Raw genomic sequence first — 14,491 nt, 5'->3', positions numbered from 1 at the left:
ACTTCGCCCCTATTTATTGACCTGGAGTAATATCGTTCAAATACAGACTGCGGATACGCATATGCATATGCACCCGCAGTCTCGGCTGGCGGCATCGCCCTTTATTTGCTCTCAAACCACTTTTGAATACTCTCTTTGTTCTTGGCTTCGAACCACTTATTAACGCCCGGATAGACGGCGGAAGCATACAACGCGTCATACTGCTTCAGGAAGTCGTCGTACTGGCTAATATCGCCCCCCGTGACGACGCTCAGGAACATGACATCGTACGCTTTCTTAATAATTGGCGCATTATCGATCATCTCTTGCGTCGGCATAGCCGTATATTCGTTCATTTGGAATGCTTTGCGCGTGATGTAGCTGTCGACAACCGCCAAGCTTCCTTGATCCGAATAAGACAGATAAGACGGGAAGCCTGCCTTATCATTGGAATCGGCATAAGATTTGGCCTGCTTGTAGAACAGCGAGTAAGCTTCGGACAGCTCATCGGACTTGCCGGTTTTGAATGCACCGCTAACCGCCTCATAGGCTTCGTAGTTGAACGACGGATTGTAGATCGGCATTGGATAGGCAAGGAAAATACCTGCATTATCGACCGGGTCGGTATTATATTTACCGAACTGCATCGTGTCCGGGTTGTTGTTCAAATCATGAAACAGATTCTCCATCAATGGAAGCGCTTCCGGATTTGCCACGCCTTTCCGGGCGACACTGATGCCGAGCACCGTCGCAGCCGTAACGGATGATTTGGCCAACTCTCCGTCCGCTGAAGGGATCGCTACTGGCAGCCACTTCGCATGAGGATACTTCTCAATATTCAGATTAAGCGGCCACCATGCATCCCATAATCCGCCAAACACGATGCTGGACTGGTTGTTCACAATCAGTTCATTGTACTTGGTATCGTCGAACGTAGCGAAATCCGGATGAATGTATCCCTTCTTAAAATACTCTTGGAGCTTGAGCAGCGCCTTGCGTGTATGCTCTCTGCGCTCGGGACCGAACATGCCGTCTTCCAGCTCTCCCTTGCTGTTCATGACCCAAATATTAGGATAAGAGTGAAACATATTGAAGAAGGCGTCCCCGATCCCCCAATAATTCGAAGGGATGTTTGCATCCGCAAGGGCAATCGGGTATTTCTCCCCTCCGGTGCCGTCGTAGTCGTTCTTCTTGAAGGCTTCTAGAATTTTATCGAGCTCATCGACGGTTTTCGGGATGGTCAGACCCGCTTTGTCCACATTGTCCGAACGCATCCATAGCATGTATCCGGAATCGTGATACGTTTGACCGTTCGGAATGCCATAAATCTTGCCGTTCTTCGTCACGCCCTCCAGCAGACCTGCATAATCGCCGGTCAGATATTTCTTGGTATACTTCGAGCTGTAGTTTTTCACCACTTCCGTCAGATCCTCAAGCTGGCCGGTGGAAGCAAGACGTTCGAACTGCGCTGGGGAAACATAGAAAAAATCGGGCAAATCGCCGCTTGCGATCATCAGATTCATTTTCTCCTCGCCCTGCGAACCCGGCGATGTCCATTTGAACTTCATATTAATCCCCAGCTTCTCGAGCCATGTGCGGGTATAAATATTTTTTTCAATCGTATCCCCGTTTTTCAGATTGTTGGCAACTTCATTGGAGGTATGGACGACCGTGATATCAATCGGCGGATCGAACTTGCCATAAGGATCTTTCGCAGGCTCCGCGTTTGGATCCAGCAGCTTAGCTATTTCAGCAGACGAATTGGAGTTGTTTGCTGGAGCTGGTTCGGAATTGCCGCCGCTGCAAGCTGCCAATGTAAGCATTAACGAAAGACATCCTGCAATAGTAATCATCTTAACGAAAATCTTCTTATTCATGCGGATTTCCCCCTGTACGAGCCCATCGGCCCGTTTCTTTATTCTTTACTGCGGCAATACGTATTGTCTTGTCTTCCATGGATGCTGCTAAAGCTTTACTTCGCTTGAAATTGTAAGCGCTTAACAAAATGAGAATCGTATTTGCCCTTGAACATTTCTACGCTCCTTCTCGATGAGGATATCTAGCTTATACCTGCTCGCATTATAGTTCACATTTCGGTCACAGTATTGTATAATTGCGCATCATTTGTAAAATTGTAACATGAAAAAAGGCGGACAAACGGGAACAAACCGGGCTTGCATCTGAAGCGCCCGATTCCCGTGTTATACCAGCGGAAACGGCGCAACACGCAGCAACGCCCAGTTTGTCCACAAATGCTATATAGAAGTTCGATTTCATGCAACCCTACTTCTTGACCATATAGAAGAGATTTACAAATAAGCATGCTGCTTATGGTACTCCTGCGGCGTCACCTTCTCGCTCGCTTTGAATGCTTTGGAGAAATGCGCGCCGTCGTAAAAGCCGGTGGCGATCGCGATTTCCGTGATCGGCATCGATGTGGTTTCGAGAAGACGCTTCGCTCTCTCAATTCGTATAGAGAGGATATACTTGCCGATCGTTGTACCCGTCACCGATTTGAAAATCAGGTTCAAGTACCGTTCGTTAAGTGAATGGCGTTTGGCTATGGCCGGCAGCAATATCTTTCCTCCGTCGTCCACCCGCTCCTGGATGTCTTCGATGACCTGACGAACAATTTGTTCGTTCTTGTTGCGTGATCCAGTGCTCTGGACTTGGTTCGTATATAGCTTCATGAAGATTTGAAGAAAATAAAGCTTCGCCATAATCGAGATTTCACGATTCATGCGAAGCTCGGTCATCAGAACGCGGAAGTCGGCTTGGAGCCCTGGCATCGATAGCGGAACCTTCCCAATATCTAATTGATCTAATAAATGGCGCATTCGTTCATTCAAATCTTCAGAGTCAAACTGAAACCCTAAGTAATACAAGTCGAACGATCCGTCGCTGCAAGCGCTGAGGCGAATCGTATCCGGCGCGTAGAAGAGATCGCCCTGTTTAAAGGATATCGTTCGATTGTCTTGCGTGACCGTGTTCTCTCCCCGGGTATAGAAATTCAATTCACACCCTGAGCTTGGCCCCTCCCATCCCCTGTTTCGCCAGAATCCGTAGGAAGGAAAAGAAAACCTGTGCCATTCCAGATCGAATAATTCGATGAGCGCCCTTAAATGTGAAACCGAATTCGATTGCTGCTCTCTCAATCATATCCACCACTTTTTTTATTACAATTATACAAATCGCGAATTGATTATACAATCCGGCAGACCGAAATCGAATTATAATACAATCTGAGTTGATAAGAAATGACGATCTGGAAGAGGGATGTGAAGCATGAAGGATTCAATCGGACAAATAACGCAGGAAGATATCGAATTTTACAAGACGAATGGGTATTGGATCAGTCCGGTACTGTTCGACGAACAAGAAATCGAGGAAATGCGCCAAGCCCATGACCGCATCTGGTCATTCGATTATGACGGAGACGGATTTCCGCTGGATGAATGGCGTCCGAGCAACAATCCGAAGCTGCTTCGAAAGATCGACAATTCTTGGTGGATTAACGATACCATTCGGAAAACGGTTACGAACCCTGTACTTGGCCGCATCGCGGCCGGTCTGATGGAAAGCTCAGAAGCCCGGCTCTGGTATGACCAAGTCATCCATAAGCCGGGCACCGGCATTAAGGATAAAGATGCCCAGGCATCGGGGAATGTCGGCTGGCACCAGGACTATATTTACTGGCGCTGCACCAATACTGAGAATCTGGTGACGGCCTGGATCGCCCTTCAGGATACCGATCTTACGAACGGCTGCATGTCCGTCGTTCCCGGCTCGCATGAATGGGGACTTCTCGAAGGCAGCGACGCTTTCTTCAATCGGGATCTGGAGTCGGTCAAAGCAAGGATTGCCGCAGAATCGGGCAAGGAGTGGAAAGAAGTGCCTATGCTGCTTAAGGCGGGGCAAGTCAGCTTCCATCATTCCTTAACGATTCACGGTTCGGGACAGAACTATTCCGAAGAGCCGCGCCTGTCCGTCGTCGCGCATCTCATGCCTCACGGTACAGCTTACCAGAACCGCGGGTTTAATGTAGACAATATCCGACTTCTCGGCCCAAGGCCGAAAGAAGGCCAAGTGTTTGACAATGAGTATTTCCCTGTTGCATATTCCAAGAAGACATAACAATAACGAACCCTTAAAGGGCTATGGAGGTAACGAATCATGAAAATGACGTTGACGCCAGAAGAAATCAAAAACGGACGTCTGGATCCGGAGAAACTTGAGATTGCCATTGAGCAAGTAAAAGCAAACGGCTACATCGTACTCGATAAAGTTTACGGCGACGAGCAAATGGCTGAGCTGCGTGCCGCATTCGACCCCATGTTTGATGAATATATTGAGAAGAGAGGCTATAATACCGGCACGAAACGGGCCCAAATGCATCTTCCGTTCCAAGCGCCATTCAGCGATGCATCCATCATTGAGCATCCCATCGCAATGTCCATCATCGACGGTCTGCTGGGCGAGTACAGCAAGCTGACCTACTTCGCATCCGACACGCCGATGCCCGGATCGGATTATCAAGCCGTTCATTGCGACATTAACCCGCTATTCCCGGATTTGTCCACTCCCCTGCCGGTGTTCTGTCTCGTGATGAACATTCCGCTTGTGGATACGACGGAAGAGAACGGACCGCTGGAAATTTGGCCGGGAGGCACGCATATGCACGGTGACCGCGCGAATCAAGATACGCTGGGCGGCGTAATCAATCCCCACATGCATATTGTAAGAGCGGCCGAATACATGCATTCCGAGAAAGTACTGATGTCCGCCGGCTCCATCGTCATTCGCGACATCCGCATGTGGCACCGCGGCACGCCTAACCGGTCGGACTACCGCAGAACCAACATCGCCCTGATCTACAACCGAGACTGGTTCGGCAGCGGCTATCAAATCCAAATTCCGAAGGAAGATTACGACAAGCTGCCAAAACGCTCCCGTCAGCTTCTTCGTACCGAGAAAATCGGCTACCCCGTGAAGATGCCTTGGGAATGGTAAGATACGGCCCAGCGGAATAACATACAAACCGCTCAGATTCATCATCTGAGCGGTTTGTGTTTCTTTGCTTGCGGAATCGGTTACCCGTCCCTATACGCACCGTTTACCTGTTAACACCACGCTCCGGCCGCCGCTCTCCTGCCCAATTGAGATGCAGAATCGGCAACCGCTTACATGCATGCTCAACCGGCGCTAGTCAGAACAGGAAACATGTCGTGTTCGAAATGCTGGCCCTTCGTCAGGCTGAGCCCTTCTGTCACCGGATGCTTATTGCCGTTATACGTCGTCCATTCGGGAAGATAGATGACCGTCATGGCATATCTCGGCTCCTCGCTTTTGTTCGGATAAGCATAATGCAAAGTCATGCCATGATGAAGCAGGAAGCTGCCTGCTCGGATCGGAACCGGCACGATTTTCGTTTCGCCGGACGTCTTGCCTTCCACTTCAATCTGCTCGTCCTCGCGGTTCGCCTTAAATTTGACCGTTCCCCACCGGTGAGAGCCTGCAACATAAGCCATGGCTCCGTTATGTACGGTCACGTCCTGGAACGGTATCCAACAGTTAACTGGACCGTCTTCAGACATTGGCCAAACGGGCTGATCCTGATGCCAGTTGGATGCGCGGGAATCCATCGCAGGCTTGATCAAATAATGGTCGTGGAATAATCGGATTTCCGTTGAACCTGTCAGCTGTTTAACCATTTCCGCACGTCTCGGATCAAATGTAAGCTCGCGGATTCTGGGGAAATCTCGCCACAGATTCACCTTCTGCTCATACATGCTGTAAGGGCCGCCTTGGTTATGGACGAATGAATGCTCGCCTTTCGCATGTCTTGTTTCTTCCAACGCCTCTTTATACGCCGCGATTTGTTCACGGGTATAGAAATCTTCGACAATCAGATAGCCATTCTCTTGAAAAAAGCGAACCTGCTCCTGCGATAACATCCTTAACATACCTCCCTGCTGGAATTGTTCATGGATGACTGATTACCGTCCTTTATTCATATTAAGGTTTATACTTCTCATCAATCAAGGCTTGAATGTAAGTTGTCATATGATCCAAGAACGCTTTCGGCTCCAAATTACCGTTCATCACTTCACTCCACTTCGCAATAAACTCCCCTGTCCAATCCACCGGGATCCATGTCCATAGATGGCCGCGCTCCGCCGACTTCAGCACATCCTTGAAGGCTGCATATACAGGATCGGTCTTGGCCTGTTCATCCAAATATGGGTTTTCGGCTTTGCCTGAAAGGACGCTAAAGTGCTTTAAAGTCGATTCGGCCCCTTCATTCGTTGCCGTAATCCATTTCAAAAACTCCCAAGCCGCTTCCTTGTTCTTCCCTCCGGCCGTCATGCCGAAGCTCCAGCCGCCGGCCCATATGGATTGCTTGGGCATCGGAATAATCTCGATTTCCTCCGGATTGAGCTTGTAGTGGTTTCGCAGGTCGCCCGCTGTTTGCACCATGACGGCAGCTTTGCCCGCTTGAAACCGGTTCATCCCTTCCGGCAATGAGGATTGAATCTCCGCCAGACGCGCATCGTCAATATTTTCCCGCTTGAATTGAACGATCCACTCCAAGGCCTCTACAATCTTCGGATCATTAAAGCTCACCTTGCGTGTCTCCGGGTTATAGAAAGTAGTGGTATAAGCTCCATTGGCATAGGACCATGTCTGCAAACTATTGACTGGGTTATAGGTTTCATCATGAGGCTTAAACGTCGTCATCACTTGCTTGCCGTCTCTTACAACCCAGAAGTTGCGCAGAAAATTTCCGACATCCTGCAATGTATTCAGCTCAGGAACTTCGGTAATCCCATACTCATCGAGAATCGTTTTGTTCACCATCAAGGCAAAATTCGGATCGACCAGCCAAGGCAGACCCCATATTTTCCCGTCCGGCGTTATGGATCGCTTATAGGCCACTTCGTAGAACGTATCCGGATTTACTTGCGGGTCGACTTCGATATAATCCGTCAATTCCTCCAGAACGCCGTTCTCCACCCACTCCGGCATATGTCCGACCATCCCTACGAGATCGGGAACGATACCGGCAGCGATTAATGCAGGCAAATCGGTATAGGCCTGCTCCATGACCTCCACTTTAATATTCGGATAATCCTTGTTGAAGTCCTCGACCAGCTTGTTAAATTCTTCGATACCGCCCCAGGCGCGCAGCAGTTTGATGTCGGCAACAAAGCTTTCTTTGTCCTTCTCCACTGCTTCTTTCTTCTCTCCACCCTCTTCCTCTTTAGAGGACGGACTGGATGAGCAGGCAGTGACAACAAATACTGATATGACGAGTACGACAAAGAATCGGTAGAGACGATGATTCACAATATTACCTCCCTTGGAAAAGAATTCGTTCTGCGATCATGCAGCATTTTCAGACACATGTCCTTTCGAAGACCACCTTGAGGTTACTTGCTTATCATTGGTTCGAGTTATAATCTCTTTTGAATGAGCCATCCTCCACCTTTCGAATTGCTTATATTCAATATAATGATATAGGTATGAATTAGGTGTGAATTAATCGGAATGAGTTTGCTCTCCGTGCAGGACGAAAAAATAAAAAAAACCGCGATTTACGCGGTTTTTGGACATTGGAATATATAGTCATGTAATTAACTCATCGCTGGAATATACCATTCCGTTATTCCTATAGACTGTAGCATGGCTGTAAAGCGTTCAAATCGCGGTTTGGATAAATCAATTCTGTATTTGGCTTGGTTCTCGCTCGTACATACCGTATTCCAAAAATCGCCAACAAACTTCTCCTCGAATCTAAAAATGACATAGTTGTCCTCAGGTATCGTGAACAACGTCATTCCTTCAGGAACCGTCTGCGAGTCTACCGCTTCAATAGCTGCAAGCGGCCGGAGTCCGGGCAAAATGACTAAGTATTGATCGACGCTCCGGTTCGAAAACAACATGTCGATGCTTTGCTTCAGCCGGTCGAATAGTTGACGCTCATCAGCCAGGATTTCGCCGAGAAACCCCATTAACGGAACAGATTCAAGCTTTTCGCTTCGCACTTGTGTAAACTGTTCAATACTTACCAATGTGTATTCCTCCTATTTACATTTCATTGGCAGTCTCTATGATGGTAATATCGACCATTATCTGGTTTTATTTTACCAGCAATGCGAAGCGAAGGATATGCTATTCTTGTCCGATTTACACAGGTATTCATTAAGGTTAGATTACCGGTACCCTGAAGCATCGGCCGGTTTCCCTGCATCCTGCACTTCGACCACATATCGCCAGCAATCTGGCTGTGAGCCGTCAAGATCATAGAAATGATAATCCTGTGCAAGCTGACCGCTTGACACGGAATGACCGCTCCACCTTGCAGCCTCAGGATCTGCGGCCAGAGCGGCGACGGCACGTCCTACATATCGCGGCGTTTCCGATATGATAAAATGAGGCTCCTTCTCTGCTGCATCACGCCAGTTTGCCTCCGTTACACCGTAATGATCGAGCATGATCTCCGAACGCATCCAGCCCGGGGTCAAGGCAACCGCCGTGCATTGATAAGGCAGCAGCTCATGTGATAACGATCGCGCCATGCGAGTAACGGAGGTTTTGGCCAGATCATAGAACAAGGAATGACGATAGTTATGATCATTGTACGCGGCCGTCCCGTCGGTCATTTCAACGACCAATCCATGTTTATTCCGGATTAATAGCGGCAGTGCATAGTGGCTGGTTATGATGTGCGTGCCAACCGCAAGCCGCAGCATGCGAAGCCCCCCTTCCAGGGAGTGCTCCCATACGGGGACGTTCCACTCCGCCATATACTCGGCACCCCACACATCGTTGACAAGGATATCCAGCCTTCCCTGCTCCTTCTCGATGCGGGCGATCAGAGCTTGAACCTGACCGGGTTCAAGATGATCCACTCGAACAGCGATGCCTTCACCTCCTGCCGCTTGTATCTGTTCTACGGTTTCTTCTATGGTTTCAGGTCGGTTATACTCGGAGCGCTGTGTTCGCGTCGTGCGTCCGGTCACATATACAATGGCACCGGCCGCCCCTAATTCGACCGCTATACCGCGCCCGGCGCCGCGCGTTCCTCCTGCCACCAAAGCTACTTTGCCATGCAAAGGCTTCATCATCATTGCTCCTTTCGCTTGTTATTCGTCCATTATAGACCTGCAATCACGTCATCTTATGTCATATTAATAGATGGAATGAATTCTTTGTGAGCGAGCGTCATTTCATCAGTTAAAGGCAGGTGATACGGTTCGTGTCATTGCTCTAATTTGGCAGAGTTTGTATAATGAGTGAAAAAGTTATATAGACGGAATTGTTATGAATCCGGAGCGAAGCAGGAAGAATGATTCTGAAGAAGCGTTAGCGCTCGCCTTTGTTCCCTGATTTCAACCTTATGAGGGGAATTCAAGAAATCCTGGAACAACAGCGATCGGAAGAACATTCTGCCTGCGAAGCGGCTGATATTTCAATTTCTCTTTGTCTATATAGAAGATGAGGAGCGAATACGGATGGAGTTAATTCTCGTCAGGCATGGCCAGTCTCAAGGGAATATAAGCACGGTTGATATGCCGGATCCGCCGCTAACCGCGCTCGGTGAGCAGCAGGCGGCGAGCGTAAGCCGTGCGGTCGCGGCGCTGAAGCCGGATATACTTGCAGCCAGTCCGCTTCATCGGGCTCTCCAAACGGCGACACCTGCCGCAAGAGAGCTGGGGCTGCCCATTGAGGTCTGGAAGGAAGCCTGCGAAGTACGCACAGGTCCCCCTTATATCGGCCCATCGATCGACACGATGTGCGTATCGTTTCCGGAGGCGATTTTCGGGGATGACATGGAAACAGCAGGCTGGCATTATAATAGCGATCTTAATCTGATCGAGGCGCGGCGCAGGGCGGATCGCTTAGTGCTGGCGCTGCAGGAGCGCTATGTGGGGAAACGGCTTGCGATCTTCCTCCACGGAACGCTCAATCAGATGATCCTGCAGTCCATTCTTGGTATGCCTACGTTTGAAAAAATCCGGATTCATCAGCCGAATGGCTGTATTCATCGGATATTATTTCAGGACAATCATATTTTCGTCCATAGCATTGCAGACATCACTCACTTAATTCAGGACGATGTCGGAGTAACCTCTTAATTCGCATTTCCGACAATCTTCCGTTCCACATCGCTATTCATCTGACGAACGTAAATCCTTCTCATCCTTCACGAGCCCAGTGGCGGTGAGCTGCGATTGCCAAGCCTCCTGAACCGTTCATGCAGTTTATCTGTTCTGTCATCTCTCACGATAATTAATGTCATTAATTTATGATGTTATTTAGTGGCATTAATTGATAGGGGACAAGCATCTCACCATTGTTTGGTCAAAAAAGAAACCAGTCTGCTGGCAGACTGGTTTCTTCAGCAATTCATCGTTTATTCCAGGTATCCTTCAATGGAACGATTCGGTTGAACACAAGCTTATTTTCGGTCGTATGCTTGGTGTCCACGCAAAAATAACCATGGCGCAAAAACTGGAATCTTTGCTCCGGCCCGGCATGCTTGACGAATGGTTCCGTCAGACAGTTGCTTACCACTGCAAGCGAATCCGTATTGATTGCTGCGGTCCAGTCCCCGTTGTCTTCATCCGGAAGCTTCTGCGTAAGCAATAGACTGTCGTACAAATGGACATCGGCCGTTACGGCATGATCAGCCGAGACCCAATGGATCGTCCCCTTCACCTTGCGGCCTGTGAATCCTCTGCCGCTCTTCGTAAGCGGATCGTAGGTACAGCGAAGTTCGGTGATCTCCCCTGTATCCGGGTCTTTAATCACGTTCTCGCATCGGATGAAATAAGCCCCCTTCAGCCTTACCTCTCCGCCAAGACTCAGACGGTGAAAGCCTTTGGGCGGCTGCTCCATGAAATCCTCGCGCTCGATGTAGACCGTTCTGGAGAATGCCACCTCTCTCTTCCCCATCGTTTCGTTCTCGCTGTTATTCTCGATCATCAACAGCTCTGTCTCATCCTCGGGATAGTTGGTGATAACGACCTTCAATGGCTGCAGTACGGTCATGACGCTGACTGTCGATGCCTTGAGATCTTGACGGAGGCAATGGTCCAGCAGCGAGATGTCCACCGTGCTCTGGCTGCGGATGCCGCCGACTTCTTCGATGAAGCGGCGAATGCTTGCCGGCGTGTAGCCCCGTCTTCTTAAGCCGCGGAGGGTGGGCAGCCTCGGATCGTCCCAGCCATCCACGTATCCGCCTTCCGCCAGCTGTCGTAACCAACGTTTGCTTGTAACAGCGCCTGTTATGCTTAGCCGCCCGAACTCTCTTTGCCTCGGAGGTTCATGGATATCCAGCTCCTTAAGAACCCATTCATACAGTGGCCGATGGTCTTTGAATTCGATCGAGCATAATGAATACGTGATCCCTTCGATCGCATCCTGAATCGGATGGGCAAAGTCGTACATCGGATAGATGCACCACTCATGGCCCGTTCTGTAATGCTCCGCATAGATGATCCGATAGATAACGGGATCGCGCAGGTTCAGATTGGGCGAAGCCATATCGATTTTGGCCCGGAGAACGCTCGAGGAGGCTGGGAATCCGCCCTCTTTCATTTTCACGAAGAGCTCCAGATTCTCTTCGACAGGACGGTCGCGATAAGGACTGTTCCTGCCCGGTTCCGTCAATGTCCCCCGATAATGCGTCAGCTCCTCCGGTGACAAATCGCAAACATAGGCTTTCCCTTTCTTGATCAGACGGACCGCTGCGTTATAGATTTCTTCCGAATAGTCGGAACCGTAGTAAATATGCTCGCCCGGATCATAGCCGAGCCACTTGATATCGTCGATAATCGCATTCACATACCCGATATCCTCCTTAAGCGGATTCGTGTCGTCAAAGCGCAAATGAAACGAACCATTGAATCGCTCTGCCATGGTGAAATTCGTATGAATCGCATAGGCGTTGCCGATATGCAGATAACCGTTGGGCTCGGGAGGGAAGCGCGTGCACATCCCCCTGCCGAATGGATTCTGCGACAGCTCCTCGCTAATTTGTTTGACCAGAAAATTTCCCTCGTTATTCAAGGCGACTCCTCCTAATGAACGTGATTTCGCGGTACTTAGATACAAAAAAAAATCCCACCTCCAAGACTTCTAGTCTTGGGGACGAAATTTTCGTGGTACCACCCCAGGTTCATTAATATGTCGCCATATTAACCTCTTCAAGTACGGCATTGCAGGCAATGCTTATACTCTATCTCTGTAACGGGAGCTCCCGTCAGACCATCCCCCTTGCGGTTCCGGGCTGCTGCTCAGAGGCTTGTTTCGGGAATACGCTCTTTGCTCCTTCTCAGCTGCCGGAGCTCTCTGTATAAGAACGATTTTCCTTACTCTTCTCATCATCGCGTTTGAATATTGGATCTATAATAACAAATTCATCCCTCTGATGTAAACCAGCATTCGCTTATTGTTCGTTTCGCCATGAACGAGGGTTACCCGTCAATCAACGCGTACTCTTGCCCCGGTCTTCCATGACCGTATGGCCGCATCCGCGATTTTGAGCGCCCTCATTCCGGCTTCAGCATGTACCGGCGGACGCTCGCCTGCCTTGAAGGCAGCCAGGAGTGCATCGACATGCTTATCGAACGTACGGTGAAATTCACGGTCCATGTCATTGAAATAGCCGGCTTCCCATACCTCTCCAAGCTCGCTGCCTCTCGGATGATAGGTGTACCGCCTGACCGTATCGTGAATGACTGCCCGCCCTTTCGTACCGTCCAGCTCGACCCGGTGCGTGTCTGGGTACGCGTAGGAGGAGTCGTATGTACCGATCAGACTGCCAACCGTACCGCTCGCGAATCGCAATGCCAGTACGATCGTCCGTTGACCGCCGCCTGTCATGTCCGTCATTTCGGCCATCACGGAATCGACCGGTCCGCATAAATACTCCAGCATATCGAAACCGTGGCATTGCGTCTCGATCAGATTGGCATGAGGATGGCTGCTCGTCCCTTCCCCGCCGAATCGCCATGATGCGAAGGTGAGATCGCCAAGCTTGCCTGCGAGGATCGCCTCGCGAGCCAGCTGAACCGGCTTTGCATACCGGTGATTGAAATTAATGGCGAAGAACAGATTGCGCTTAGCCGCTTCGCTCAGTAGATTATCCGCTTCCTTCAGATCAAAAACAAGCGGTTTCTCGACAAGAAGCGGGAATCCGGCCTGAATGACCCTCAGCGTGGTTTCATAGTGGTCTTGATTGGGCAGACAGATGCTGACCAAATCCGGCTGTTCCTTTTCCAGCATCTCATCGATATCCGTATAGCCATTCGTGCCGAAAGCCTGGGCACGCGCCAGCGTCCTCTCCGGTTGTCGGCCTACGATTGCGCAGAAATCGACATCGGCTCGATCGCGCAATATTCGCGCATGCTGCAAGCCCCACCCGCCAGCGCCAATTAATGCCATTTTAATCCTCTGCTCTCTCATTGCTCGACGACCACCTTGCCCGTTTCGCCATTAAAGAACAGCTCATAGGCTTCTTGAATCTCGTTTGCCTTGAATCGGTGGGTAATGATTTGGCTGAGATAAGGCAGATGATCAAGCATTAACTTGTGGTTCGGCTCAAATTCATCATATCGGAAATATTCGCTGCCAAGCACCGACCGCTCAGTCGCAATCAGATCATGGGATACATTCGTCACCTGCAGATCCTGTCCATGACCGACGCAGACGAGAACCCCCCTTTTGTTCAGCACTTCTAGCGCTGAGCGGCGCGCCTCCGATTGGCCGCTCGTATCAATGGCAATATCCGTTCCGCTTAAGCCTGCTTCTGCAACTGCATCCGCCAGCGAGCCGGCATTCAGGTTGACTGGAACTGCGCCCATACGCTCCGCCAATGCCAGGCGATACGGAACAAAATCCGTGATGAATACCGGCGTCTCGTGGCCTAGAAGCAGCTTCGCCATTGCCAGCACACCCAAACCGATCGGTCCTGCACCTGTAACGGCAACAGAACGGATATCGGGTCGTACGAGTGATGCCCGTTTGATTGCATGTCCTCCCGTACCCATAATATCCAGAAGCATGGTGGCTTCCGTCATCGGAATCGACTTATCGATGGCGAAGAACACGTTCTCGTCAATCAGCATGAATGGACCGTATCCCCCGTCATGGCTGAATCCGTAATCCGCACGCTTGTCCAGACACTGATTGGTGTATCCTTGCTCGCAATTCGGACACTTGCCGCAATAACCCATCAAGAAGACGACGCCCGGCGTGCCGACGGCTGTATTCGTATCCGGCCCTGCAACCGCCACGATCCCCGATGCCTCATGACCCGGCGTCGTACTCGTTCCCCCATTGAACTGGCCGCGGTCGGACCCGCATAGCGCATTCGCTTTCACCTGAAGCAGCAGCTGCCCTGCTCCAGGAACCGGTATTTCCTCCTCCCCGTATTCGATCTTGCCGTTCCCGACAAATAACGGAATGCTCATGGTTTGAACCGTTTTGGATATGTCTGCCATTG

12 protein-coding genes and 1 other annotated feature are annotated in these 14,491 nt (G+C 50.1%); of the genes, 3 read left to right on the top strand and 9 right to left on the bottom strand.

What is annotated here, in order from left to right:
• Positions 1 to 101: 101 nt before the first annotated feature.
• Both L1F29_RS15765 and L1F29_RS15760 read right to left on the bottom strand, forming a co-directional pair.
• The gene (locus L1F29_RS15765) at positions 102 to 1,856 is read right to left on the bottom strand and encodes a type 2 periplasmic-binding domain-containing protein (protein ID WP_258389248.1); all 1,755 of its coding nucleotides are present in this window, start codon (positions 1,854 to 1,856) and stop codon (positions 102 to 104) included.
• 432 nt (positions 1,857 to 2,288) lie between these two features.
• Positions 2,289 to 3,134, bottom strand: coding sequence for an AraC family transcriptional regulator (locus tag L1F29_RS15760; protein ID WP_258389247.1), 846 nt, complete (start codon positions 3,132 to 3,134; stop codon positions 2,289 to 2,291).
• Between the two features lie 130 nt (positions 3,135 to 3,264).
• Between L1F29_RS15760 and L1F29_RS15755 the strand changes: the two genes are divergently transcribed.
• A complete protein-coding gene (locus L1F29_RS15755) occupies positions 3,265 to 4,113 on the top strand; it encodes a phytanoyl-CoA dioxygenase family protein (RefSeq protein ID WP_258389246.1) in 849 nt (282 codons plus the stop codon).
• A 39-nt stretch (positions 4,114 to 4,152) separates the two neighbouring features.
• Positions 4,153 to 4,989 (top strand): phytanoyl-CoA dioxygenase family protein, encoded by an 837-nt coding sequence (locus L1F29_RS15750; RefSeq protein ID WP_258389245.1) that lies wholly within the window; start codon positions 4,153 to 4,155, stop codon positions 4,987 to 4,989.
• A 182-nt stretch (positions 4,990 to 5,171) separates the two neighbouring features.
• Here the strand turns inward: L1F29_RS15750 and L1F29_RS15745 are convergent, their stop codons facing one another.
• The 4 genes from L1F29_RS15745 to L1F29_RS15730 form a co-directional block, all read right to left on the bottom strand.
• Positions 5,172 to 5,933 (bottom strand): phytanoyl-CoA dioxygenase family protein, encoded by a 762-nt coding sequence (locus L1F29_RS15745; protein WP_258389244.1) that lies wholly within the window; start codon positions 5,931 to 5,933, stop codon positions 5,172 to 5,174.
• Between the two features lie 61 nt (positions 5,934 to 5,994).
• Positions 5,995 to 7,326 carry an extracellular solute-binding protein gene (locus L1F29_RS15740; RefSeq protein ID WP_258389243.1) on the bottom strand — a complete coding sequence of 444 codons (1,332 nt, stop codon included), beginning with the start codon at positions 7,324 to 7,326 and terminating at the stop codon, positions 5,995 to 5,997.
• A 287-nt stretch (positions 7,327 to 7,613) separates the two neighbouring features.
• A complete protein-coding gene (locus L1F29_RS15735) occupies positions 7,614 to 8,051 on the bottom strand; it encodes a GyrI-like domain-containing protein (RefSeq protein WP_258389242.1) in 438 nt (145 codons plus the stop codon).
• A 141-nt stretch (positions 8,052 to 8,192) separates the two neighbouring features.
• Positions 8,193 to 9,104, bottom strand: a complete 912-nt coding sequence (locus tag L1F29_RS15730; protein WP_258389241.1) for an SDR family oxidoreductase — start codon at positions 9,102 to 9,104, stop codon at positions 8,193 to 8,195.
• Positions 9,105 to 9,494: 390 nt separating this feature from the next.
• Here L1F29_RS15730 and L1F29_RS15725 point away from each other — a divergent pair, with 390 nt between their 5' ends.
• Positions 9,495 to 10,118, top strand: a complete 624-nt coding sequence (locus L1F29_RS15725) for a histidine phosphatase family protein (RefSeq protein WP_258389240.1) — start codon at positions 9,495 to 9,497, stop codon at positions 10,116 to 10,118.
• A 271-nt stretch (positions 10,119 to 10,389) separates the two neighbouring features.
• On the opposite strand, the gene L1F29_RS15720 is transcribed toward L1F29_RS15725, so the two are convergent.
• The 3 genes from L1F29_RS15720 to L1F29_RS15710 all read right to left on the bottom strand — a co-directional run bounded on the left by L1F29_RS15720 (position 10,390) and on the right by L1F29_RS15710 (position 14,489).
• On the bottom strand, positions 10,390 to 12,054 hold the full coding sequence (locus tag L1F29_RS15720) for a glutamine--tRNA ligase/YqeY domain fusion protein (protein ID WP_258389239.1): 1,665 nt from the start codon (positions 12,052 to 12,054) through the stop codon (positions 10,390 to 10,392).
• 74 nt (positions 12,055 to 12,128) lie between these two features.
• Positions 12,129 to 12,381: a binding site (T-box leader), on the bottom strand.
• An 87-nt stretch (positions 12,382 to 12,468) separates the two neighbouring features.
• The gene (locus L1F29_RS15715) at positions 12,469 to 13,452 is read right to left on the bottom strand and encodes a Gfo/Idh/MocA family protein (RefSeq protein WP_258389238.1); all 984 of its coding nucleotides are present in this window, start codon (positions 13,450 to 13,452) and stop codon (positions 12,469 to 12,471) included.
• Positions 13,449 to 14,489, bottom strand: coding sequence for a zinc-binding dehydrogenase (locus tag L1F29_RS15710; RefSeq protein ID WP_258389237.1), 1,041 nt, complete (start codon positions 14,487 to 14,489; stop codon positions 13,449 to 13,451). The genes L1F29_RS15715 and L1F29_RS15710 overlap by 4 nt, the downstream gene beginning before the upstream one ends.
• Positions 14,490 to 14,491: the final 2 nt, after the last annotated feature.

This window comes from Paenibacillus spongiae (assembly GCF_024734895.1).
Taxonomy (GTDB): domain Bacteria; phylum Bacillota; class Bacilli; order Paenibacillales; family Paenibacillaceae; genus Paenibacillus_Z; species Paenibacillus_Z spongiae.
Note: the sequence above shows the minus strand (reverse complement) of the source record. Positions and strands in the feature narration are given on the sequence as shown.

Coding starts and splice junctions, on each gene's coding strand:
- L1F29_RS15750 (WP_258389245.1), top strand. CDS start 4,153: ATGAAAATGACGTTGACGCCAGAAGAAATCAAAAACGGACGTCTGGAT.
- L1F29_RS15765 (WP_258389248.1), bottom strand. CDS start 1,856: ATGAATAAGAAGATTTTCGTTAAGATGATTACTATTGCAGGATGTCTT.
- L1F29_RS15715 (WP_258389238.1), bottom strand. CDS start 13,452: ATGAGAGAGCAGAGGATTAAAATGGCATTAATTGGCGCTGGCGGGTGG.
- L1F29_RS15725 (WP_258389240.1), top strand. CDS start 9,495: ATGGAGTTAATTCTCGTCAGGCATGGCCAGTCTCAAGGGAATATAAGC.
- L1F29_RS15710 (WP_258389237.1), bottom strand. CDS start 14,489: ATGGCAGACATATCCAAAACGGTTCAAACCATGAGCATTCCGTTATTT.
- L1F29_RS15755 (WP_258389246.1), top strand. CDS start 3,265: ATGAAGGATTCAATCGGACAAATAACGCAGGAAGATATCGAATTTTAC.
- L1F29_RS15745 (WP_258389244.1), bottom strand. CDS start 5,933: ATGTTATCGCAGGAGCAGGTTCGCTTTTTTCAAGAGAATGGCTATCTG.
- L1F29_RS15730 (WP_258389241.1), bottom strand. CDS start 9,104: ATGAAGCCTTTGCATGGCAAAGTAGCTTTGGTGGCAGGAGGAACGCGC.